General features: G+C 71.5%; 24 protein-coding genes and 1 pseudogene. 14 read left to right on the top strand and 11 right to left on the bottom strand.

The features are described 5' to 3' along the window. Nucleotides 1-157 precede the first annotated feature (157 nt). Nucleotides 158-799, top strand: coding sequence for a methyltransferase domain-containing protein (locus ABZ939_RS30365; protein WP_361862131.1), 642 nt, complete (start codon nucleotides 158-160; stop codon nucleotides 797-799). 3 nt (nucleotides 800-802) lie between these two features. On the opposite strand, the gene ABZ939_RS30370 is transcribed toward ABZ939_RS30365, so the two are convergent. After that, entirely contained in the window at nucleotides 803-1,819 is a 1,017-nt protein-coding gene (locus tag ABZ939_RS30370) for an MBL fold metallo-hydrolase (protein ID WP_361862134.1), read from the bottom strand. A gap of 104 nt (nucleotides 1,820-1,923) precedes the next feature. Continuing rightward, a complete protein-coding gene (locus ABZ939_RS30375) occupies nucleotides 1,924-2,760 on the bottom strand; it encodes a LysR family substrate-binding domain-containing protein (protein WP_361862137.1) in 837 nt (278 codons plus the stop codon). A 58-nt stretch (nucleotides 2,761-2,818) separates the two neighbouring features. On the opposite strand from ABZ939_RS30375, the gene ABZ939_RS30380 reads away from it, so the two are divergent. Then, nucleotides 2,819-3,232 (top strand): DUF5997 family protein, encoded by a 414-nt coding sequence (locus ABZ939_RS30380; RefSeq protein WP_361862140.1) that lies wholly within the window; start codon nucleotides 2,819-2,821, stop codon nucleotides 3,230-3,232. 84 nt (nucleotides 3,233-3,316) lie between these two features. On the opposite strand, the gene ABZ939_RS30385 is transcribed toward ABZ939_RS30380, so the two are convergent. The 4 genes from ABZ939_RS30385 to ABZ939_RS30400 all read right to left on the bottom strand — a co-directional run bounded on the left by ABZ939_RS30385 (nucleotide 3,317) and on the right by ABZ939_RS30400 (nucleotide 5,636). Beyond that, nucleotides 3,317-4,108, bottom strand: coding sequence for an SGNH/GDSL hydrolase family protein (locus ABZ939_RS30385; protein ID WP_361862143.1), 792 nt, complete (start codon nucleotides 4,106-4,108; stop codon nucleotides 3,317-3,319). A gap of 100 nt (nucleotides 4,109-4,208) precedes the next feature. Beyond that, entirely contained in the window at nucleotides 4,209-4,715 is a 507-nt protein-coding gene (locus ABZ939_RS30390) for an NUDIX hydrolase (protein ID WP_361862146.1), read from the bottom strand. A gap of 175 nt (nucleotides 4,716-4,890) precedes the next feature. Then, on the bottom strand, nucleotides 4,891-5,151 hold the full coding sequence (locus ABZ939_RS30395; RefSeq protein WP_361862148.1) for a DUF3817 domain-containing protein: 261 nt from the start codon (nucleotides 5,149-5,151) through the stop codon (nucleotides 4,891-4,893). Further along, nucleotides 5,148-5,636 carry a DUF2269 family protein gene (locus tag ABZ939_RS30400; protein WP_361862151.1) on the bottom strand — a complete coding sequence of 163 codons (489 nt, stop codon included), beginning with the start codon at nucleotides 5,634-5,636 and terminating at the stop codon, nucleotides 5,148-5,150. The genes ABZ939_RS30395 and ABZ939_RS30400 overlap by 4 nt, the downstream gene beginning before the upstream one ends. 82 nt (nucleotides 5,637-5,718) lie before the next feature. Between ABZ939_RS30400 and ABZ939_RS30405 the strand changes: the two genes are divergently transcribed. The 3 genes from ABZ939_RS30405 to ABZ939_RS30415 all read left to right on the top strand — a co-directional run bounded on the left by ABZ939_RS30405 (nucleotide 5,719) and on the right by ABZ939_RS30415 (nucleotide 7,515). Then, the gene (locus ABZ939_RS30405) at nucleotides 5,719-6,060 is read left to right on the top strand and encodes a helix-turn-helix transcriptional regulator (protein ID WP_361862153.1); all 342 of its coding nucleotides are present in this window, start codon (nucleotides 5,719-5,721) and stop codon (nucleotides 6,058-6,060) included. 2 nt (nucleotides 6,061-6,062) lie between these two features. After that, the gene (locus ABZ939_RS30410) at nucleotides 6,063-6,707 is read left to right on the top strand and encodes a permease prefix domain 1-containing protein (RefSeq protein ID WP_361862382.1); all 645 of its coding nucleotides are present in this window, start codon (nucleotides 6,063-6,065) and stop codon (nucleotides 6,705-6,707) included. A gap of 163 nt (nucleotides 6,708-6,870) precedes the next feature. Then, complete coding sequence (locus ABZ939_RS30415; protein ID WP_361862156.1) at nucleotides 6,871-7,515, top strand: dihydrofolate reductase family protein; 645 nt, start codon at nucleotides 6,871-6,873, stop codon at nucleotides 7,513-7,515. Between the two features lie 173 nt (nucleotides 7,516-7,688). Here the strand turns inward: ABZ939_RS30415 and ABZ939_RS30420 are convergent, their stop codons facing one another. Then, the gene (locus ABZ939_RS30420; RefSeq protein WP_361862159.1) at nucleotides 7,689-9,023 is read right to left on the bottom strand and encodes a cytochrome P450; all 1,335 of its coding nucleotides are present in this window, start codon (nucleotides 9,021-9,023) and stop codon (nucleotides 7,689-7,691) included. Between the two features lie 150 nt (nucleotides 9,024-9,173). Next, entirely contained in the window at nucleotides 9,174-10,943 is a 1,770-nt protein-coding gene (locus ABZ939_RS30425; protein ID WP_361862384.1) for an ATP-binding cassette domain-containing protein, read from the bottom strand. Between the two features lie 876 nt (nucleotides 10,944-11,819). Here ABZ939_RS30425 and ABZ939_RS30430 point away from each other — a divergent pair. Continuing rightward, nucleotides 11,820-12,404, top strand: coding sequence for a cysteine hydrolase family protein (locus ABZ939_RS30430; RefSeq protein WP_361862162.1), 585 nt, complete (start codon nucleotides 11,820-11,822; stop codon nucleotides 12,402-12,404). A 171-nt stretch (nucleotides 12,405-12,575) separates the two neighbouring features. On the opposite strand, the gene ABZ939_RS30435 is transcribed toward ABZ939_RS30430, so the two are convergent. Then, entirely contained in the window at nucleotides 12,576-13,127 is a 552-nt protein-coding gene (locus tag ABZ939_RS30435) for a GNAT family protein (protein WP_361862165.1), read from the bottom strand. A gap of 137 nt (nucleotides 13,128-13,264) precedes the next feature. Between ABZ939_RS30435 and ABZ939_RS30440 the strand changes: the two genes are divergently transcribed. The 4 genes from ABZ939_RS30440 to ABZ939_RS30455 all read left to right on the top strand — a co-directional run bounded on the left by ABZ939_RS30440 (nucleotide 13,265) and on the right by ABZ939_RS30455 (nucleotide 16,373). Then, nucleotides 13,265-14,071 (top strand): aminotransferase class IV family protein, encoded by an 807-nt coding sequence (locus ABZ939_RS30440; RefSeq protein WP_361862168.1) that lies wholly within the window; start codon nucleotides 13,265-13,267, stop codon nucleotides 14,069-14,071. 199 nt (nucleotides 14,072-14,270) lie between these two features. Further along, entirely contained in the window at nucleotides 14,271-14,702 is a 432-nt protein-coding gene (locus ABZ939_RS30445; RefSeq protein WP_361862170.1) for a DUF5990 family protein, read from the top strand. A gap of 150 nt (nucleotides 14,703-14,852) precedes the next feature. Next, entirely contained in the window at nucleotides 14,853-15,299 is a 447-nt protein-coding gene (locus ABZ939_RS30450) for an SRPBCC family protein (RefSeq protein ID WP_361862173.1), read from the top strand. A gap of 204 nt (nucleotides 15,300-15,503) precedes the next feature. Then, nucleotides 15,504-16,373 (top strand): endo alpha-1,4 polygalactosaminidase, encoded by an 870-nt coding sequence (locus ABZ939_RS30455; RefSeq protein WP_361862175.1) that lies wholly within the window; start codon nucleotides 15,504-15,506, stop codon nucleotides 16,371-16,373. A 113-nt stretch (nucleotides 16,374-16,486) separates the two neighbouring features. On the opposite strand, the gene ABZ939_RS30460 is transcribed toward ABZ939_RS30455, so the two are convergent. Further along, nucleotides 16,487-17,119: an HAD family phosphatase gene (locus ABZ939_RS30460; protein ID WP_361862177.1), complete on the bottom strand. Its 633-nt coding sequence runs from the start codon at nucleotides 17,117-17,119 to the stop codon at nucleotides 16,487-16,489. Between the two features lie 191 nt (nucleotides 17,120-17,310). On the opposite strand from ABZ939_RS30460, the gene ABZ939_RS30465 reads away from it, so the two are divergent. Further along, nucleotides 17,311-17,655 (top strand): MerR family transcriptional regulator, encoded by a 345-nt coding sequence (locus tag ABZ939_RS30465; RefSeq protein ID WP_361862181.1) that lies wholly within the window; start codon nucleotides 17,311-17,313, stop codon nucleotides 17,653-17,655. 68 nt (nucleotides 17,656-17,723) lie between these two features. Here ABZ939_RS30465 and ABZ939_RS30470 read toward each other — a convergent pair whose 3' ends face one another. Further along, a complete protein-coding gene (locus ABZ939_RS30470; RefSeq protein ID WP_361862184.1) occupies nucleotides 17,724-18,662 on the bottom strand; it encodes an AraC family transcriptional regulator in 939 nt (312 codons plus the stop codon). Nucleotides 18,663-18,762: 100 nt separating this feature from the next. Between ABZ939_RS30470 and ABZ939_RS30475 the strand changes: the two genes are divergently transcribed. From ABZ939_RS30475 to ABZ939_RS30485, 3 genes and pseudogenes are all read left to right on the top strand, one after another. Further along, nucleotides 18,763-19,665: an MBL fold metallo-hydrolase gene (locus ABZ939_RS30475; RefSeq protein ID WP_361862187.1), complete on the top strand. Its 903-nt coding sequence runs from the start codon at nucleotides 18,763-18,765 to the stop codon at nucleotides 19,663-19,665. Nucleotides 19,666-19,747: 82 nt separating this feature from the next. Next, a pseudogene (locus ABZ939_RS30480) lies at nucleotides 19,748-20,117 on the top strand (VOC family protein). Nucleotides 20,118-20,168: 51 nt separating this feature from the next. Beyond that, a complete protein-coding gene (locus ABZ939_RS30485; protein WP_361862189.1) occupies nucleotides 20,169-20,822 on the top strand; it encodes a hypothetical protein in 654 nt (217 codons plus the stop codon). Nucleotides 20,823-20,843: the final 21 nt, after the last annotated feature.

The following is a 20,843-nucleotide window of genomic DNA, read 5'->3' on the forward strand; positions in this document are numbered from 1 at the left end:
GGAGTTGCGGATCATCGCGACCATGTGGGTGTTCTGCATCGCCCACATCACGTAGCCACCGAGCTTGTTGTCGGCCGTGAGGGCCGTGCCGGCCTCCCCGGCCGGGGGCGACGACGTTCCCAACAGGCGTGGGATCAGGCGTGGGATGCTGTTCCCCATGGGGGAATCACACATCCACGTCTCCGTCCGGCACAGCTACGACACCGTGGCCGAGGAGTACGCGCGCCGGCTGCACGAGGAGCTGGCGGGCAAGCCGCTGGACCGCGCCCTGCTCACCTCGCTCCTGGAACAGTCGGGGTCGGGAACGGCCGTCGCCGATCTGGGCTGCGGACCCGGGCACGTCGCCGCGTGGCTCGCCGGGCACGGCGCGAAGAGCGTCGGCATCGACCTGTCCGCCGGCATGATCGCGGCCGGCCGCCGACGCTTTCCCGAGGTGGAGTTCAGGGAGGGCGACCTGCTCGAACTCCCCGCCGATGACGGCGAGTTCGGGGCTGCGGTCGCGTTCTACTCGATCATCCACCTGGCCCCGGGGGAACTGCGCGCGGCCTTCGAGGAGACGCGGCGCTCGCTGCGCCCCTCCGGCCTGCTCCTGCTGGCCTTCCACGTGGGCCAGGAGACACGACACCTGGACGAATGGTGGGGACACGACGTTGACGTCGACTTCCACTTCCACGATCCCGCCCAGATCGCCGCTCTCCTCGAGGAGGTGGGCTTCGCCGTGGAGATGCGGATGGAACGCACCCACTACGCCCACGAGGCCGACACCCGCCGCGCCTACCTCCTGGTCCGCCGCACCTGACGGTCAGGCGCGGGGCCGCATGTCCGCGCCGTAGACCGTCCGGTAGTCCGGGACGACGATGCGACTGCCGGGTGAGTCCCGGCGGACCTGGGCGATCACCCCTGCCAGGTCCATCGTGGGGTCGGGGCGTACGGGACCGCGCAGCGGCGTCTCGAAGTGGTCCCAGTGGACGGGGACGACCACGCCGGGACTGCCCAGGGCCCGCAGCAACCGGGGCACGTAGCGGTGGGTCGAGGAGCTGGAGGGGACCGCGACCATCGCCACGTCGGGGCGCAGCCCCTCGGCCTGCCGTTCGGCGACGTCGCTGGCACCCATGAGGAACAGGGCGGGACCGCGGGCGCCGGTCGTGACCTGGAAGGCGAGGGTGTCTCCCTCGGGCAGGTCGGAGATGGTGGCAGGGGCGGTCGCGGGCGGCGCCGTGAGGGTGCCCGGGGCGAAGTAGGAGTGCTTCTTGTTGCGGCTGTGGAGGCTCGCCACCACCTCCACCGTGAGGCCATCGCCGAAGTCCAGCACCTCTCCGCCCTTGACCACGGAGATCTGCAGCGGATCGACGCCGAAGGCGACCAGCAGATGGAACGTGGTCTCGGTGCCTACGACGCGGGCGCCGGTGGCCTTGGCGATGTACGGCACGTCGGCGATGTGGTCCCAGTGGGAGTGGCTGACCAGGATGAGCTCGGGGCTCCCGGCGAACTCCCGTACCAACCCGGCGTCGGTCTCCGCGATCTTCGTGGCCGGATCGAAGGCCTTCTCGAAGAGGCCCGTCCTGAAGCGGGTCAGATAGGGGTCGAAGAGCACCGTCCGGCTGCCCACGTCGATCCGCCAGCCGGCCGTGCCGAGCCAGCGCAGCGACGCGGAACCCGGGTCGGGGGCCGGGGCCGGTGCGTGGTCGGGGGTGAGGTCACGGGCATGGGCCGCGGCCGGCAGCAGCGGTAAGGCCGCGCCGAGCGCGGCGCCGCGCAGCATCGATCGCCGCGCGTAGCCGTGACCGGTCCGCTGGTTTTTGTTCGTGTCGTCGCTCATGCCGCCAGAAGATCAGCAGGCCCGCGCCACTGTCCAAGACCTGATCACCATGAGACCGATAGGCATACGCCTATGAGCCCTGGTCGTAGCGGCGGAGACGGCCGCTACGCCCTGCCGCGGGGCTTGCCGCGCTTGACGTTCTTCGCGCCCTTGGCACCCTTCGTGCCCTTCGCGCCGCCGGAACGGCCGGAAGCGCCGGAGCCGCCGGAACGCCCAGAACCGCCCGATCGCCCAGAACCGCCGGAGCCGCTCGAACCGCTCCGCGGGCTCTTGCCCGCCGGCCTGCCGGTCTTCTCCGGACGCTTGCCCTTCGGCTGCGGCGGGGTCGCGGGCCGGCCACGGGTGCTGTTGACGGTCCGCCCACGGACGATCCCGATGAACTGCTCCACCAGATCCGTCGTCTCGTCCTGCGGCCACGACAGGGCGACACGCGATTCGGGGGTGTCCGTCACCGGGCGGTACGTGAGGTCCTTGCGGTGGTGCAGACGCGCCAGCGACTGGGGGACGACGAGCAGCCCCACCCCGGCCGCCACCAGCTCGATCGCGTCAGCCGTCGTGGCCGGGCGCTCGAGCGCCGGCAGGCCCGGCGGGCGCTCCCAGTCGAGGGTGTCGTCGAGCGGATGCAGCACGATCTCCTCGGCCAGATCCTCGGGGGACACCTCCTCGACCGCCGCCACGACGTGGTCCTTGGGGATCACGACGACGGTCGTCTCGGTGTAGAGGGGGATGGCGCTGAGGTCCGTGTCGTCGACCGGCAGCCGCACCAGACCCGCGTCCGCGTCACCGCCCCGCAGCAGGGCGCAGGCTTCGTCGGCCGGCACCTGGACGAGGGTCAGCGGAACATCGGGCAGCCGCTCGTTCCAGATCCGCACCCACTTCGTGGGCGTCACTCCCGGGACGTAGGCGAGCCGGAACGAGGGGGGTACTTCCTGGCCAGTCACCCCGCCAGGTTACCGGTCGTGGTCAGAGGTAGCTCACACGCTCGATACCCTTGACACCATGACGTCGCACCAGACCACCCAGACGATGAAGCCCGCGACCGCGGCGAAGAAGCTGGGTGTGTACCTCGAGGCCACCCCCGCCGAGTTCCGGGAGGGTGTCGTCTCGCGCACCGAGCTGAACGCCCTGCAGACCGATCCCCCCGAGTGGCTCCGCGAGCTGCGGCGCAACGGGCCGCACCCCCGCCCCGTGATCGCCGCGAAGCTCGGCATCTCCATCTCCGGCCTCGCGCGGGGCGGCATCACCGACGCCCTCACGACCGAGCAGATCGAGGCGCTGAAGCAGGACGCCCCGGAGTGGCTCCAGAAGGAGCGCGCCACCCAGGCCGAGGTCCGCAAGGAAGCGGTGCGGATCAAGGAGAAGCAGGCCGAGAAGGCCGCGAAGGCCGACCAGGGCGACCGCCAGGGCTCCTGACCCACGATCCAGGATCGGCCGGATTCGCCGTACGGCTCCGCCATGGACCGGGGAGCCGTACGGCCGGCCTCGACGGCGGGGAGATCACGCCACCCAGGACCGGACCGGCGCCGGCTCGGGGCGCTTGGCCGTACGGCCGTCCCCGGAGGATCGGCCGCGCAGGCGCCGGCCGACCCACGGGCCCAGAAAGGCCGCGGCCCATCCGAGTTCGCCGAGGACCGCCCGCATTCCCGCCGCCGGAGTGCTCGGCCGGTCCGGGAGCGGACGGGTCCATGCGTCGCTGCTGCCGGGCAGCTCCAGGGCGTCGGCGACCGCCGCGGCGATGCGCTCGTGCCCCAGCGGACTGGCGTGCAGGCGGTCCGGACTCCACAGGCGGGCATCGGTGACGACGGGATGGGGATACGTCTCGGCCACGGCCACGCCGTGCCGGCCGGCCGCCTCCCGGATGCGGGCGTTGAGAGCGATGACGCGGCCGGAGACGGGCCGGGCGAGCGGAATGATCCGCGCGGCGTCCGGGAAGGTGACGGTGGCCACCTTCGCGCCCTGGGCGGTGAGTTCGGCGAACATCGCCTCCAGATGACCCGCCACCTCGTCGGCGTCGAAGCGGGGCCGGAGCAGATCGTTCATCCCCGCGACGACGGTCGCCACATCCGGGCGCAGCGCCAGAGCCGGCCCGAGCTGCTCGGCCCGCACCTGCCCGGCCAGCCGCCCCCGCACGGCCAGGTTGGCGTAGGTCAGCCCGGGGCTGCTGTCGGCGATCAGCTCCGCGAGCCGGTCGGCGCAGCCGCGCAGTCCGGTGACGTCGTCGCCGTCCCCGAGACCTTCGGTCTGACTGTCGCCCAGGGCGACGTAACGCGTGTACGGGCCGTTGTACATAAGCGCCTTGCTCCTCCGCGATGCACCCAACACCTCGTCTATTCAACTCGTTGACTATAGCGCTGGTGTGAGGCGGCGGCTCGGCATCGGGGCGAGCTGCTCAACGTGACCGCACGACGGGGTAGCGGTGGAACGGACCGTTCTCGATGGGCAGTTCCGGACGCCAGGTCTTCAGCGCCTGGGCGGACGGCGCGAACAGCGGCTGGGGGAGACGGTCGAGCGAGGTCCACTCCCAGCGCCGGATCTTGTCCGGCTCCGCCACGGCCGGGGTGCCGCGGAAGGTACGTACGACCGCCACCGCGGTCATCCGGGTGAGGTCCTTCGACGTGAGCGCGTCGAGCAGGATCCCGACGACCTCGACGTCGTCGGCGGCGGCCACGAGCGTGGTTTCCTCGGCGAGTTCACGGACCGCCGCCTCCTCGATGGACTCGCCGGGGTCCACCTTGCCGCCCGGCAGCTCCCACGCGCCCGTGGGATGCAGACCGAGAAGGACCCGACCGGCCTCGTCGGTCACCACCACGCCCGCACCGAGCGAGGCCTGCGCGGTCGGCGGCTGGACGTTGCGGTGGGGGCGGTGCGGCGTGGGCGGCTGTTCGGCGGCGGGCATGACGACTCCTCGTACGGGCTGGACACGTGTCGCCCCTCAGCCAACACCATGCGGGACCACCACCTTCCGGCCCGGGCGCACCCGGGTCGCTGCCGCCTGGCGTCGCGACGACGACAACCCCCTGGTCGCCCGGCTCCTGGAGGCCGTAGGCGAAGGGAACGGGCGACCACCCGCTTCACGTACCCCCGCGCCCCAGCCGCCGGACAGCGAGCAGCCCGCCCACCCCCGGAACGGCGGCGGCCCAACGGGCTCCTGACATGGAGGCGTCGGAGACCTGCCAGGTGGCCGCGATGACGACGAGGTAGGCGGTGCCATGGAGCGGGCCGACCAGGCTCGAGACGGCAGGCGTGTGCGTGGTGAGCAGGTTGGCCAGCAGGACCACGAGGGAGGCCGCTTCGGCGCCGGCGGCGATCCGCAGGATACGCACGGTCGTCACGCCCCCGTCGTCGAGCCGGGCCGGACGATCATGAGGACGACGACGATCGCCCAGAGGAGATTGAAGACCCCGGTGAGCATGGCCAGCCGCGCCGCGAGCGCCTGCGGCGCGCCGTCGTCGGTCGTGTCCGTGTCCGGTCCTCCCGCGAGCATCCGCCGCTGGCGGGGCAGGATCGCCAGTACGAGAACGGCCGCGGCCACCGCCGTGAGCGCCAGCGACGTGATCAGCCATGCGTCGGTGAGGACGCCGAGCTGGAGGGCGGTCGCGATTCCGAAGACCGGAACGGCGACCCCGGCGACGGCGTATCCGCGGCAGATCCGGTGCAGGACCGCGGCGACGGAGGCGTCACGGGTCCGATCGGCGGCGTCCCCGCCGCCGGACGCGGCCTGCCGCGCGTAGCGCGGGAAGAGCGAGGCGGCCACGGCGATCGGTCCGACCACCAGGATCGCCGCGAGTACGTGTATGGACAGCAGCAGCTTGGTCACTGAGGGCCCTTCCGGCCGGTCTCAATATGTTGGCTGCCAATAGATAGCATGCCTACGTCTTCATTGAGTAGGCTGCCTACCTATGAGGGCGGATGCGGTGCGAGGGCACCTGGACGGACTCCTGCTGGCCGTGCTGGAGCAAGGGCCGCTGCACGGTTACGCGATCATCACCGCGGTCCAGCAGCGCAGCGGAGGCGTGCTCGACCTGCGGACGGGCACGATCTATCCGGCGCTCAACCGGCTGGAGCGGATCGGACTGCTGAGCAGCAGCTGGGAGTCGGTCGGCGAGCGCCGCCGGCGCTGCTACGAGCTCACCGACGCCGGCCGGAGCTCACTGGCGAGCGAGCGAACGGCCTGGCGCGAGTTCACGACGGCTATCGGCTCGGTCCTGAATCCCGCCGCCTCGCCCCGGCCCGCCACGTGAGCATCGCCGCCGGCCGCCCGGACGACCCCGTGGAGGCGTACGCCGAGGACCTGGCAGGCGCCCTGCACGGCCCGGCCCGGGCCAAGGCGCGCCTGGTCGAGGAGATGCGTGACGGGCTCGCCGACACCGCGGAGGCGTACACCCGCGAGGGAACGCCCTACGACGAGGCCGTCCGGCAGGCGGTGCGGGAGTTCGGGACCCCCGACGAACTCGCGGCCGGCTGCCAGCGCGAACTGACCGTCGCGCAGGCCCGGCACACCGCCCGGTCCGTCGTCCTCACCGCCCCCTTCCTCATCGCCTGCTGGTACACGCTCTTCAGCAGCGGCACCGGAACCGGGCAGCTCCTCGCGGTCCATCTGGCCGGGGTCGCGGGGGCCGCCGCACTCCTCGCCGCGGCCACGCTGGCAGCCTCCGGCACCCTCGCCCGCCGACTGCCCACCCCGCGCCGGCTGCCCCTGGTCGTCGCGTGGACCGGTACCACCGCGAGCATCGCCATGGCCCTGGCCACGCTGACGCTCGCCGTGGCCGCGCTCATGGCCGCGAACTGGCCCCTGATCGCCTTGGCCTGCGCGCTCACGGCGGCGTCGCACGCCCTGACGGCGCCCTCCGCCCGCGCGTGCCGCCGGTGCGCCCGGCTGCCCGCCTGACATCCACCGGACACTCCCGGGCCCTGCCGGCCGGGAGGTCCGCCGTGTTGGTTGTCGCCTTCGCGGGGTGGGAGTGGGCAGAGTCGGTCGGGTGCACGGCCGCGGCGATGAGTTTTCCCGGCGCCGGCAGTCTCACCGTCATCGACAGTGCAGGAGGAAGCACATGGGTCAGCTGCTGAGAGTCCAGAACTTCAGCGTCTCGAGTGACGGATTCGGTGCCGGCGAGCACCAGAGCCTGGAAAGACCTTTCGGTCACGCCGATCCCGGGGAGCTGTTCGCCTGGGCCGGCGCCACGGCGAGCTGGCCGATGCGCACCGACCCCGGGGGGAGCCGCGGTCTCGACGACTACTTCACGCGTGACTTCGCACGCAACATCGGCGCCGAGATCATGGGCCGCAACAAATTCGGTCCCCAGCGCGGGCCGTGGCTCGACCACGACTGGCGCGGCTGGTGGGGCGACGAGCCTCCGTTCCACACCCCCGTGTTCGTGATGACCCACCACAAGCGTCCGTCGTTCACGCTCTCCGACACCACGTTCCATTTCGTCGACGGAGACCCGGCCGACGTCCTCGAACAGGCGCGTGAAGCGGCGCAGGGGAAGGACGTCCGACTCGGCGGCGGGGCCACCACCATCAGGGAGTTCCTCGACGCCGACCTCGTCGACACCATGCATGTGGCGGTCTCGAAGGTGAAGCTCGGATCCGGTGTACGGCTCTGGGAGTCACCCGATGAGCTGCTCGACCGCTTCCACCTCGACGTCGTGCCCAGCCCGAGCGGCGTGACGCACCACCTGTTCTGGCGAAAGTGACCACCGCGGCTCTCGGTAGCCACCGACCCGCCCCCACGGGACACCCGTGCCGTGGAGGCGGGCACGGCTGGGCACGCACTCACAGCGCGGCGGGAACGCCCCGCACGGCGGGAACGCCTCTCACGGCGGGAACGCCTCTCACGGCGGGATGGCCTCTCACGGCGGAACGCCTCTCAAGGCGAGACGCGGACCTCGAGCGGGGCCCGGAACGAGAGCAGGTCGAGGACGGGCGGGGGAGGGGCTTCGGGGGTGAGGTGAAGCGTGGGGAAGCGGCCGGCCGCCGCGCGGAGGGCGACAGCCGCCTCCGTACGAGCCAACGACGCCCCCGGGCAGCGGTGGCGGCCCACGCCGAACGCCAGATGGTGACGTGAGTTGGCACGGTGGGGGCGCATCCCCTCCGGGGCGGTGAAGACCTCGGGGTCGGAGCCGCTGCCCATGAGCATCAGCAGCAGCTCGGCGCCGGCGGGGAGCCGTACCCCGCCCAGCTCCACCGGCCGCTCGGTGACACGGCGCCAGGTGGTGACCGGCGGCTCACGGCGGAGCACCTCCTCCACCCACGCGCGCGCCAGTCCCTCCTCCTGCGCCACCCGCGGCCAGACGCCCGGCTCGGCGAGCGCGCCGCGCAGGACGGTGGCGATGAGCTGGCCGGTCGTCGACTGCCCGGCGACGAAGACGAAGAAGCACGCGCCGACCGCGGTCTGCAGGTCCAGCAGTTCTCCGTCGGGCAGACGGTGCCGGACCAGCGCTCCGACGAAACTGTCCGCCGGCGCCGTCCGGTCGCTCACGACCGTCGTCAACCACTGGTGGAACTCGGCCACGAGAGCGGCGAGTTCTAGCTGCCGCTCGGCCGTCGGACGCCCCCAGAACAGCTCCAGCGAGGCATCGCTCCACCGGACCAGCGTCGTGGTGTCCAGACCGTCGATGCCGAGCAGCTCCATCATGACCCGGCAGGGCAGGGTGTGGGCGAACGCGCCGAAGAGGTCGCTGCCGCCGACGGCGTCGATCTCGCTCCCCACGGTGTCGAGCAGCTCGCCGGCGACCCGTTCGATCACCGGCACCGCCGCCGCGACCCGCTGGGCGTTGAAGAACCGGGTGACCACCCGGCGGAGTCCCGGGTGGCTCGGGCTCCCGTTGTTGGCAAGCGCGGGACGGACGCGGAAACCGGCCCTGGCGAGCACCCGAAGGGCGGGCACGCCCAGCGGCGTGATCGCGTGCTGCGCGTTGTCAGGCCGGAACACCGCTGGATCCAGCAGCACCCGCCGGATGTCGTCGTATCGGCTGACCAGCCACAGCCCGGTGGCGGGATCGTGATGGACCGGGGCATCCGCCCGAAGAACGTCGAGCCAGGGGTACGGGTCGCGGACGAAACCCTCGCCGAACAGATCGAGAGCCCCGAGCGCCTCGATCGACGGAACGGGAGAGGCGTCGATTGCCCGACCGTACGGGCAGGGCCCGGCCGGGCCCGTAGGGAACGCGGGCCCGGGCGGCCCGCCGAGGGCGGAGGTCACGCTCGCGGACGCTAGCACGCGGCAGGGCACGTACCGGCCGGTGTGTGCGGGGGATCACCTAGGAGTCCTCGCAGGCCAGAGGAGGTTTCGCGCGGGAGGACGCCGGCCCGCGATCCGCCGGCCGGCGCCCTCCCGCACGAGGTGAAGCTCTCAGCGGTCCTGGGAGAGGGCGAGCAGCTCGGCGAAGAGTCCACCGGCGTGCACGAGGTCGTCGTAGCCGCCCTGCTCGGTGATCCGGCCGCCCTCCATGCAGATGATGCGATCGGCGATCCGGGTGTTCTCCAGCCGGTGGGTCACCACGATCGTGATGCGGTCCGCGGCGATGGCCTTGATGCCCTCGAAGATGCCGTGCTCCCCGCGCGGGTCCATCTGCGAAGTGGGCTCGTCGAGGATCAGCAGGTCCGGGCGCCGGTACAGCGCACGGGAACAGGCGAGACGCTGCCACTGGCCGCCGGACAGCTCCACGCCTCCGAACACCTCCCGGGCGAGCAGGGTGTCGAGGCCCTTCGGCAGGCCCTCCACGGCCTCTCTCATGCCGACCGCGTCGACCGCCTCCCACACCGGCCCGTCGTCGGTCGTACGGGGCCGGCCCAGCGTCACGTTCTCGCGTACGCGCAGGGGCCACTGCGCGAAGATCTGCGGGACGAGGCCGGTGCGGTCCCAGACGCTCGCCGGGTCGACGGTGGCGAGGTCCGAGCCGTTCCAGGTCACCCGGCCCTTGTCGGCCAGGTAGATCCCGGTGATCAGGCGGGTCAGGGTGCTCTTGCCGGAGCCGTTCACCCCGACGATCGCGAGGATCTCCCCTCGCCGAAGCGTCAGCGAGAGGCCGTCCACGGCCGGCTTCTCCTTCCCCGGGTACCGGTAGGTCACCTCCTCCAGCCGGATCTCCTCCACCGGCGCGGCGAGGGCGAGTTCCCCGCGCCGGGGCGCCCGACGCGCGGCGTCGTCGAGAAACGCCTGCATGTCGCTCAGATAGAGGCTGGTGTGGAAGACCGCTGCCCCGTTGACGACCACCTGCGACAGCGCGGCCAGCGTCGTCTGGACGGCGACGACGGCCGTGGCGGCGACGGCGAGCGCGATCCGGCCCGTGACGGCGAGCCAGGCGAGGGCCGCCCAGGTGGCGACGAGGAACACCCCGCCGGCGAGCGAGGACAGGAGCGCGATGCGCAGCGTCCGAGGAGCGGCACCGAGAGTGCGCCGGTCGACCCGCTCGGAGAGCGACCGGTACCAGAACAGCAGGTAGCCGGTCATGCCGTTGGCGCGGACCTCGTCGGCGTACTTGGGGGTCGTCGACCACCAGCGCATCATGCCCCGCACGTTGCGGTCGGCGATGTTGGCGTAGTGGACCTCGTAGTCGACGCGCGCGGTGAGCACCGCGCCCGCGCCGGCCGGCAGCACCGCGAGCAGGAGCAGAGGCAGCATCAGCACGTTGAGCACCGACAGCACCCCGGCCGCGGTGACCATCCTGATCAGGGCGGACATGAAGCGCTGGGCGTCGGTGACCATCACATGCGTACGGATCACCCCCATCTCCGCCGCCTCCTGCCGGTCGGCGAACCCGTCCACCGCGTAGGCCGACGCCTCGACACGGCAGACCGCCTCCACCAGAGCGGAATCCGTCACCGTCGTCAGCCTGGGCGTGATCCGTCGCTCCGCGTACGTGGCGAGGGCCCCCGCGCCGCGGGCGACGGCCGAGGCACCGGCCACGACGAGCAGCGCGGGCAGAGCGTCCCGAAGCCGTTCGACGACAGCCCCGCCAGCCAGGATCGGGCCCATGGCGCCGGCCGTGGCACTCAGCAGCACGGCGGCCGCCACGCCCGTGACGAGCTGGCAGGCCAGGAGCAGCAGAACGGCCCGGCGGTCCACGGCCCAGGACATCGCGGCGATGCGCCGCAGCACGGCGGGGAGCCGGGCGCACATCGCCCGGAAGGTGACGTTGCCGAGGGGGTTCACGGAGTATTCCCCGGAGTAGGTGATCTCGGCGGGCGGCGGCGGTGGCGGCGGCGCGGGTGTCGCCCGGTCCGTCGCCGCCTGCGTGTCCGTGGTCTCGGATGAGGTCAACTGATGTCTCCTGCACGGTCGTCGGTGCCTCTTCGGCGTGGGTCACCGGGTCAACGACGAACGCACAGATATCGAACACGTGTGTTTGAGCCGGAGCGGATTCCGCGCAGGGGCAAGCCCGGCGTCGGATGTGGAGTGCATCCACCCTTGCGGCGAGCGGACCGACGTCCGGCGGCGCGATGGCCAAAACGCCGGAGTCGATACGCATGTGACGGATGGGAATGTCGACTGGCCACCTGCGCTCGCGGATCAGGCCCCAGGGAGACGTCGACGGGACGGGTGGATCAGCTCTTCAGCCGGTCCCGCGGCTCCTCGACACGGCGCGCGCGGGGCGGTGCCACCGCTGTTCAGCGTGCCCATGGCCCCCACCAGCTCGGTGGCAACGGGTCGGCCGCGGCCGACGTCGGCTGATCAGGATGGAGCCCGAACCGTCGCAGCACCTCGGCGCGGACGTTCACCGCGATCGTGCCGTGCCACCGCCCGTCCGCACGCACGCCGCACATGACGTCGATCCTGATGTCGGCGCCGTCGAACGGACACCAGTCGATCCCGCGGTCACGCAGTCAAACCGCCATCAGCCGCTCCGGCCGCGGGCAGCCGGGGACGTTCTCGAAGCTGAACAGGGTCACCCAGTCGTTCACGGCTTCGCTCATGACCGCCATCATGCCGCAGCGGGCAGGGATCGCCAGGGAATTTCCTGTGGAGGGGACCCGCTTCGACGGCCATGATGACGGCATGATCCAGCGTGTGAATCCCGTAGAAGCACTGCTCGTTGTGGACATACAGGCGGCCTCCGTCTCCGGCGAAACGGCCGTACCGCGGGCCGACCGCCTCCTGGAGCGGACGGCGGACCTGATCGCACGGGCCCGACGGAGTGGAGCGCTCGTCGTCCATGTGCAGAACGACGGGTCGGCCGGGGCGGACGACGAGCCCCACACACCCGGCTGGGAACTCCACCACCCCGTCGACCCCGGCCCCACGGAGGTCGTGATCCGCAAGCTCAGGGACGACAGCTTCGAAGGGACGCCGCTGGGAGGCCTGTTGACCGGATCGGGCGTGCGGGCGCTGGCCGTGTGCGGCCTGATGTCGGAGATGTGCGTCCAGGCGACGGCCCGCACGGCCCTGGCCCTGGGCTATCGGGTCGTCCTTCCGTACGACGCCCATGCGACCCACGACATCCCGGCGGCACCGGGCATCAGCGCCGAGATCCCGGCCGCCACGGTCTCGAGGGTCGCGTCGTGGGCGCTGAGCAGGCAGGCCGACGTCACGTCTCCCGCCTCGGACGTCACGTTCACGGCTCCACCGTCGCGACACTCCTGAGCACGTGCCGAGACCGGCACTCACCCACGTCCTAGCCGATCTGGATGGAGAGTTGGGCACCGAGTTCCTCGAAACCCAACGCGGCGGCAACCCGCCGGGAGACCGCAGGCCGCGCAGGTCACTCCGGCAGCAGCCCGGCGGCGAGCGCATGCGCGGCCGCCGTCGAACCCGTCACCTGGGTGGTCCAGATGCCGGGACGACCTCGCGCCACTCGTCTTCGAGAATGCTGAACAAGTCGGAGTCTCGCCAACCGTCCCGGATCAGCGCGGTGTGACGTTGCCGTCCTTCCCGTGTCATGCCGAGCTTGCCGAGGACCCGTGCCGACCCCAGATTCCGCGGGTCACAGGTGGCGTACATGCGGTGGAGCCCGAGATCCTCGAAACCTCGCGTCAGCAACTCCTCGCCGATCGCCGTTCCGACGCCCTGCCCCCACACTCGCGGATGCACGGCGTAGGTGATCTCGCCCTGCCGTTGCCGTCGGCTCCGGACGTGAAGCTCACCCATGCCGACAACGTCGCACGCGACACGCGCCGCATAGGCGAACCGCTGCTGAGGTGAGTGCGCCCAGGCCTCCACCGCAGTCGCCACGAACGCGCGCGTCTGCTCCTCGGTGTTCGGCCCCCAGGTCTGGAAGCGGCAGACCTGGGGGAGGGAAGCCCAGGAATGGACGGCTCGCCAGTCCGCGGGCTCGATTCTGCTCAAAGTGATCGAAGGTCGATCCACAAGCTGATCCTGCCAGCCGCGTCGGGCGGGCTTGACCTTCTCATCGATGTGAAGCCCTAGCGTCGCTCCCCGAACGACCTCTCACGACCCAAGCGCGTCCTTCGCGCCACCCGATTCCACACCGCAGGAGCGACAGCATGACCACCTTCGTTGTCCAACGAAACGGCCGGACGGCGACCGCCGAGGAGCTCGCGTCGCTCGCCTTCGCGGGCTACGCCCACTTCACCGCCATGCAGGTCCGCGGCGGCGGGGTCCGCGGCCTCGACCTCCATCTGGAGCGGCTGCGGCACGCCTCGGTGGAGCTCTTCGGCCGGGCACTGCCCGACGACCGCGTGCGTGCCTGGCTCCGGACGGCGGCGCGGGAGGCCGGTCCGGCCGATCTCTCGCTGGTGGCCACGGTGTACTCACCGGCGGGCGAGTTCACCGTGGCCGACGCGGACGAGGAGCCCGAACTGCTCGTACGTACCGGACCGGCCGCGGCCGGCCCCGCGGGTCCGCTGGCGCTGGCGGCGGTCCCGTACGAGCGGTTCCTCCCGGGTGTGAAGCACGTCGGTGAGGTGGCCAAGACGTACGCGCTCCGCCGCGCCGTCGGCGACGGCTTCGACGACGCCGCGTTCGTCGACCGCCGGGGCCGGATCAGTGAGGGGTCGATCTGGAACCTGGCCTTCTGGGACGGGGCCTCGGTGGTGTGGCCCGTGGCCGAGATGCTGGGCGGGACCACGATGGCCGTCGTCGCACGGCAGCTGGAGCGCCTCGGGGTGCCTCAGCGACGCCGGGAGATCACGATGGCCGACCTGCCGGGCCTGGCCGGGGGAGTGGTCATGAACTCCTGGACGCCCGGCGTCGCGGTGCACCGCATCGGCTCGGTGCCGCTCCCGGAGGCACCGACCTTCGTGGACCTCCTCCACCGCGCCTACGAGGCGGAACCGCTCGCCTCGCTCTGACAGGGGCGGGCTGCTGCCCCTGCTCCACAGGCCCAATTTTCCAGTTGAATGATCAACCGCTATTGTTGTCGGTGGAGGCTCGCTGCCGCTTCTCCCCCGTATGCGGCAGCGAGCCTTCACCGTTCGCCGACGCCGTGGAGCGCCCTACGATGGGGCCCCGGACGTCGACGCGCGACGGTGGCCAAGGAGCGGATCGGGCATGGCGGAGCTCTTCCTGCGGATCATCGGCCACGACCTGCCGGGGCGCGAATGCGGCGGATACCGGGACGTCCACGTCGCGGTGCAGCGCGGGCGCGAGCCGGAGGGGGCCGTGCCGGGCGACGCGCCCGAGGTGGTGTGGGAGTTCACCGTCGAGACCGTCGGCACCCACGAGGGCGCCCCGAACGACGTCCTCGACTTCCGCGGCCCGCACGTCCACGGACGGCGCGGGGCGCGGTTCCTCTACCTGACGTGGGGCGAGCAGCCCTCGGGCGCGGCGTTCACCATGTTCCGCCGGGCGAAACTCTTCCTCGACGACCTCCCGGCACAGGCCGTCGCACGCGGCGCCGCCGAAGGACGGCTCGGGCTGACGGACTCCTGCGGGCTCCCGCTGTGCGCCGCGGTCCGCCCACCGCGGATCCGCTGGAGCTGAAGCTACGGAACGCCCCACCGGCACGGCCGAGACCGCCGGCCCGTCATCCAGCCGTCGGCCTGTCATCCGTACGGCGCGAGCCGGCGCGCGGGCCACGGCCCCGCCCCGTACGCTCGCCCTCACGACGGCACAAGATCAAGGAGCGGGCCGATGTCCGGACAGTTCGAGGCGACGACGGATGTCGACCGTCCCATTGACGAGGTCTTCGCGTTCCTCGCCGACGGGCGCAACGACCCCAAGTTCAGCCCCCGGGTGCAGCGGATCGAGCGCGTCCCGGACGCTCCGACCGGCGTGGGAACGGTGTTCCGGAGCACGGTGAAGGACGCCGGCATGAAGACGGCGCGCGAGTTCCGCATCACCGAGTTCGACGCACCGCGCCGGATCCGCTGGGCGGAGGTGTCCAAGAACATCGTGACCGCGTCCGAGGGGGGTTACGACCTCGAACCCCTGCCGGGCGGCGGCACCCGGGTCCGGATCTTCAACGTGCTGGAGGGCCACGGCCTCGGCAAGCTCCTGGTCGGCTTCGCGCTCGCCGCCGCCCGCAAGGACGCCGACGCGTTCGGCGGCCGCATCAAGGCGGCCGTCGAAGCGTCGTAGACAGTCGTCCGGTGCCGCGCGGAGTCCCGTACGGGCGGACGGCGGCGAGCGTGTCGATGAGAGGCGGCCCCTGCCTCGGCAGGGGCCGGCACTGACGACGGCGTGCGCGGCCGTACGGTATGCCTGGCACGGCACCACAGCCGTCAACCGTCCCCTGCCGGGCGGCCGCGCCCCAAGCCTCCCGTCGACCAGGAGCCCCGCACCGTGATCGCCCGCATCCCGCGCCCCGTCCGCCGCGCCCTGTCCGCCCTGATCCTGGCCGGCGTCCTCGCGGCGACGGCGATCGGATGCACCTCGTCGGGTGGCCGGCAGGACACCGGCGACTCCGCCCCCTCTTCCCGGCCGCCGTCGGGAAAGGTGGTGCCGCCCGAACCCCACATCGGCTTCGATTACCAGATCGGCGGGCCCTACCCACCTCCTGCCGGCGTGGGCGCGGTCTCCCGCGACCGTACGGTGAAGCCAGCGACCGGCCTCTACAGCATCTGCTACGTCAACGCCTTCCAGACCCAGCCGGACGCCACCGACTGGTGGCAGGCCAACCACCCCGACCTCCTCCTCCGCAACCCCACCGGTGGCCTCGTCATGGACAAGGACTGGGGCGAGGCCCTCCTGGACGTCTCCACGGCGGACAAGCGCGAGCGGCTCGCCGCGATCGTCGGCGAGTGGATCGACGGCTGCGCCACCGACGGCTACCAGGCGGTCGAGGCGGACAACCTCGATTCGTACGAACGGTCCGAGGGCCGCCTCACGGCCGAGCACGACCTCGCCTTCGCCCGCCTCCTCGTGGCCCGCGCCCACAAGGCCGGCCTCGCCATCGGCCAGAAGAACGCCGCGGATCTCGCCCAGCGGGGTCGAAGCCTCGGCTTCGACTTCGCGGTCGCCGAGGAGTGCGGCCAGTACGAGGAGTGCGGCCCGTACGCCACCGCCTTCGACAACCGCGTGCTCGTCATCGAGTACGAGCCGTCGGGCCTCGACGCGGCCTGCGCGACCTGGGGCGACACGCTCTCCATCGTCCTGCGGGACCCGGACGTACGCCCGGCCGGCAAACCGGGCCACGTCCGCCGCACCTGCTGAATCTCCACCGGGCCGGTCCCGCCCGGCACCCCGGCCAGGCGCCGACAACGGACCCTGTCTGCCCTGCCGCGAAGACACGCGGCCTCGCCGTCAGCCGCCGGGACGCCCCACGCTCAGCGGCGCGAGGGAGCGTACGAAGGTTCCGTACCCAGATGGCTCGCGATCCGGGCGACGGTGCGCGCGTTGTCCTCGAAGAGATGGCCCTGCATACCAGCGGCACGGGCGGCCTCGACGTTGACGGAGACGTCGTCGATGAAGAGACAGTCCTCCGGGCGTACTTCAAGCCGCTCGCACGTCACCTCGAACGCCCGCGGGTCCGGCTTGCAGATCCCGATCTCGTGGGAGTAGACGATCTCGTCCACCAACGCGTCGAAGCCGTACAGCGCGGTCTCGCGCTCCCGAGCACCTACGAAGCTGTTGCTCAGGATGCCGAGGGCGCAGTGCCGGCGCAGACCACGCACATAGGTGATCAGTTCCTCGTTGGGCGTCCCCAGGTATTCATCCCACAGATCGGCCATGAACGCGTCGACCTGCGACGTGTCGAGTCGAAGCGCGACCGCGACCCGCTCCCGTACGTCGCCCTCGCTCACCGTCCCCACGCTCCCCGCCTGCCAGACCGCCCCCAACCGCTGGTTCACTGTGCCCGCCGACAGCCCGAGCAGCTGTTCCCACCGGCCCACCCAGCCCGTGTCCGGGGTGAACTCCAGCACGCCACCGATGTCGAGAACGACGCAGCGCCTCTCCATGACGACCTCCCCTCGTCGTAGCCGCGACGCCGCGGCCGGAACACGCGAGCAGCCGATCCGCGACCACGCTGGAGGTCATCCAAGCACGGGCCTCATACGTCGAAGGGAATGCCCGCCCCCTGGCTGGGCGTTGGGCGGAGAGTCGAAGAAGTGTGTCGATGGCGAGGTCGGGCGGGTATGGGGCAGGGCACATGCTGATCGGGGAGTTGTCCCGGCGGACCGGGGTCAGCGCGCGGCTGCTGCGGTACTACGGGGAGCAAGGGCTCCTCGAAGCCCGCCGCGGGCCGAACGGGTACCGCGAGTACGACGAGGACTCCGTCGTCGTCGTGCGGCAGGTTCGTGCGCTGCTGCACGCGGGCCTGTCCACGGACGTCATCCGGGCGGTGCTGCCGTGCGCCCGGGGCGAACTCCCCGAGTTCGACTGGTGCGTGGACGTACGGGCGATCCTGGACCGAGAACTGGCGGCGACGGACGATCGGATCGACGACCTCCGGCGCAGCCGTGACGCCCTCGCCGGATTCCTGGCCAGGCCCTGACGCAGTGCTCGGCGAGACCAGACATCGGGAGATCAGGTATCGCGAGATCAGGGCTGGGACCGTGTGTTCTAGTCGGTCGTCGTCTGCGCTCGAAAGCGTCCTGGGGTGGTACCGAACTCGCGGCTGAAGGCGTGGGAGAGGGCGTACGGCGTTCCGTACCCGACGCGGCGCGCGATGACGGCCAGTGACGCCTGGGTGTCGCGGAGCATGGTGGCGGCCAAGGTCAGTCGCCACCAGGTGAGGTAGGCCATCGGCGGGCGGCCGACGAGGGCGGTGAAGCGGCGGGCCAGAGTTGGCCTGGAGACCCCGGCCTCGGCTGCCAGGCGATCGTTCGTCCACGGGGCGGCCGGATCCGAGTGCAACGCGCGCACCGCGGCTGCGGTGACCGGGTCGCCGAGCACGGCCGGCCACGCGCCCGTGGTGTCCTGGGCGACCCATGACCGGATCATGTAGACGAGCAGAAGGTCGACCAGGCTCGGGACGGCGACACCGGAGCCGGGCCGGTGCGCCCCCACCTCGCTGCCGAGCAGGTCGATCGCGGCACGCAACTCGGCGTTGCTGCCGACGCGGTTCGGCAGGTGGACGACATGGGGCAGCTCCGCCATGAGGGGGTGCGCCCGGCTGCGGTCGAGGCGGTACTTGCCGCACAGCATCTCCACCTGACCGCCCGTCCCCGGGCCCGGGTCCGAAGATGCGCACGAGTGGCGGGGCATGCCCGCGTCGACCCACCGTTCGAAGGACACCGCCCGGGCCACCGTCGCCGCGTCGGCGGGGGAATCGGCGATCACATGTCCCGTGCCGTGCGGCAGCAGTACCGCGTCCCCTACGCCGAGTTGGACGGGCGCGCCGCCGTCGGGCAGCAGCCAGCAGGCCCCCTCCAGGACCACGTGGAAGCCCGCACCCTCATAGGGGGCGAGTCGTGTGCACCACGTCCCGCCCACCCGTATCCGTTCGGAGGAGGGCTGCCCGATGCGTACGGCCGCGATCGCGTCGCTCACTACATCCACCGCCGCAGCGTATCGACCTCCTCGGACATGAGACGCCTGCGTATTCGGTGGAGCAGCACGAGCATTGAGAGGCTCATCGACTCTTCCTAGGGTCGGAGGCATGAAGAGTGAGAGCCCTCAGGGCATGCTGCTGGGAGACGTCGAAGTCATCCGGATCGTGGAGTGGCAGGGCGCGTTCGCGCCCGCCCGCGCCCTCGTCCCTGAGTCCGGAGCGGACGTGTGGAAGGCGAACGAGGAGTGGCTGGCGCCGGACCACTGGGAGCCGGAGAGCGACCAGGCGGTGATGGCGCTGCAGACCTGGGTGCTGCGCAGCGGTGGACGGACCGTGCTCGTCGACACCGGGGTGGGCAACGGGCGCGAGCGCCCCGGCTCACCGCAGTTCCACCACCGGCAGGGCGATTTCCTCGGCCTCCTGGCCCGGGCCGGCATCCAGCCGGAGGACGTCGACATCGTGGTCAACACCCATCTCCACGCCGATCACGTCGGCTGGAACACCATCGGCGTCGAGGGGGAGTGGGTTCCCGCGTTCCCCAACGCCCAGTACCTCATCCCGGCCGCCGACGACTTCCACTTCGGCTCGGACAACGCGTACGCGAAGGGACGTCAGGAGGACGACCGGCTGGTCTATGAGGACAGCGTCGCGCCCGTGCACCGTGCCGGCCAGTCCGTGGTCTGGGAGGGCGCCCACCGCATCGACGCCCGCCTCACCCTGGAACCGGCGCCGGGCCATACACCGGGCTCCTGCGTGCTGCGTCTGGCGTCCGGAACGGACCGGGCGGTCTTCGTCGGCGACCTTCTGCACAGCCCCGTCCAGGTCCTCGACCCCTCGTGCAACAGCTGCTTCTGCCTGGACGCCCGAGGAGCGGCGGCCAGCCGACGCCGGATCCTCGAACGGGCCGCCGCCGAAAGGGAACTGGTCGTGCCCGCCCACTTCGGCGGCAGCGGCGCGGTGGAAGTCCGCCGGGAGGGCGAGGGCTTCGCGCTGACCCCGTCACGGTGGTGACGGTCCGGCCCGCTGCACCGGCCGCCCACCCGGATGGAATACGGCAGGTCACAGGCGTACGGACCCGATTAGGGTGGGCACCATGCCCCTACAGATGAAGTTGAGCGCGATCACACTCGACTGCCCCGATCCGCTCGCGCTGGCGGCGTTCTATCGGCAGGCCACGGGTCTCGAGCCCAACCCGAAGTCGAACGCCGACTTCGCCGGCCTCAACCGTGAGGACGGATTCCTCCTCGGCTTCCAACGGGTCGACGACTACCGGCCCCCGACCTGGCCCGACCAAGTCGTCCCCCAGCAGCTCCACATCTGCTTCGAAGTCGAGGACCTGGACGCGGCTGAGGGCCACGCTCCTGGAACTGGGCGCGGGAAAACCGGATCAGCAGCCGCGTGAGGAGAAGTGGCGGGTCCTCACCGACCCGGTCGGGCATCCCTTCTGTCTCGTCGTAGGCTGACGGCCGCCGACCAACCGCTTGCTCGTGACCGACGGACGAACCGGAGCGCAGATGTCGATTCAAAGGCCGGGACTGCCGGGAGACCTGCCGTCCCCGGAGGTGCTGTGGGCGCGGTGGGCGCTGGTCGCCGTCGTGGAGGCGACCACCGAAGCAGAGGAGAGCACGAGCTACCGGACCGGCTGCTGGATCGACGACGAGGGGCTCCATCTCGACGACAGCGGCTGCACCTGGTGGACGTTCTCCCGGATCGGTGCCGGCCGGTACGTGCTCTTCGGCGAGGACGAGTCGAGTGACGTCAAGTGGCATGAACCGCCGGTCGACATGCTGGCCGGCGGCCCCGACTGGCTCCCGTACGAAGAACTGCGCGACAGGCTCGCGGGGAACGAACTGGGCTGCGTCTACTGGTACGAGAACGGTTCCTGGGCCCGCGCCCCGAACCCGGACGACCTCGGCGACGACGGCCTCGACTGCGGGATGAGCCGCTTCGCCGACCGGGAGAAGGCCTTGTGGCTGCTGGCCGACAACGTCCCGGACGACGGCCCGGCCGCGGACATCCTCATGGATCACGCCGAGGGATACCGGCTGACTCCGGAGCTGCTGGAGTCCCACGTCGCCCCTTGCGACGGAAGCCCCCCGGACCTCCAGGCCATGAGCAGGGCCTTGCGGCGTGCGGAACTGATGCCGCGTACGGCCACGACTGGCTGAGCCCACCGGCCAGGTCGCTAT

The organism is Streptomyces sp. NPDC046712 (assembly GCF_040645695.1).
Taxonomy (GTDB): Bacteria; Actinomycetota; Actinomycetes; order Streptomycetales; family Streptomycetaceae; genus Streptomyces.

Excerpts from the sequence above, each read along its gene's own strand:
- ABZ939_RS30440 (WP_361862168.1), top strand. The coding sequence starts at position 13,265 with ATGACCACCTTCGTTGTCCAACGAAACGGCCGGACGGCGACCGCCGAG.
- ABZ939_RS30430 (WP_361862162.1), top strand. The coding sequence starts at position 11,820 with ATGATCCAGCGTGTGAATCCCGTAGAAGCACTGCTCGTTGTGGACATA.
- ABZ939_RS30465 (WP_361862181.1), top strand. The coding sequence starts at position 17,311 with ATGCTGATCGGGGAGTTGTCCCGGCGGACCGGGGTCAGCGCGCGGCTG.
- ABZ939_RS30390 (WP_361862146.1), bottom strand. The coding sequence starts at position 4,715 with ATGCCCGCCGCCGAACAGCCGCCCACGCCGCACCGCCCCCACCGCAAC.
- ABZ939_RS30380 (WP_361862140.1), top strand. The coding sequence starts at position 2,819 with ATGACGTCGCACCAGACCACCCAGACGATGAAGCCCGCGACCGCGGCG.
- ABZ939_RS30365 (WP_361862131.1), top strand. The coding sequence starts at position 158 with ATGGGGGAATCACACATCCACGTCTCCGTCCGGCACAGCTACGACACC.
- ABZ939_RS30460 (WP_361862177.1), bottom strand. The coding sequence starts at position 17,119 with ATGGAGAGGCGCTGCGTCGTTCTCGACATCGGTGGCGTGCTGGAGTTC.
- ABZ939_RS30485 (WP_361862189.1), top strand. The coding sequence starts at position 20,169 with ATGTCGATTCAAAGGCCGGGACTGCCGGGAGACCTGCCGTCCCCGGAG.
- ABZ939_RS30450 (WP_361862173.1), top strand. The coding sequence starts at position 14,853 with ATGTCCGGACAGTTCGAGGCGACGACGGATGTCGACCGTCCCATTGAC.
- ABZ939_RS30415 (WP_361862156.1), top strand. The coding sequence starts at position 6,871 with ATGGGTCAGCTGCTGAGAGTCCAGAACTTCAGCGTCTCGAGTGACGGA.
- ABZ939_RS30405 (WP_361862153.1), top strand. The coding sequence starts at position 5,719 with ATGAGGGCGGATGCGGTGCGAGGGCACCTGGACGGACTCCTGCTGGCC.
- ABZ939_RS30370 (WP_361862134.1), bottom strand. The coding sequence starts at position 1,819 with ATGAGCGACGACACGAACAAAAACCAGCGGACCGGTCACGGCTACGCG.
- ABZ939_RS30445 (WP_361862170.1), top strand. The coding sequence starts at position 14,271 with ATGGCGGAGCTCTTCCTGCGGATCATCGGCCACGACCTGCCGGGGCGC.
- ABZ939_RS30385 (WP_361862143.1), bottom strand. The coding sequence starts at position 4,108 with ATGTACAACGGCCCGTACACGCGTTACGTCGCCCTGGGCGACAGTCAG.
- ABZ939_RS30425 (WP_361862384.1), bottom strand. The coding sequence starts at position 10,943 with ATGTGCGCCCGGCTCCCCGCCGTGCTGCGGCGCATCGCCGCGATGTCC.
- ABZ939_RS30475 (WP_361862187.1), top strand. The coding sequence starts at position 18,763 with ATGAAGAGTGAGAGCCCTCAGGGCATGCTGCTGGGAGACGTCGAAGTC.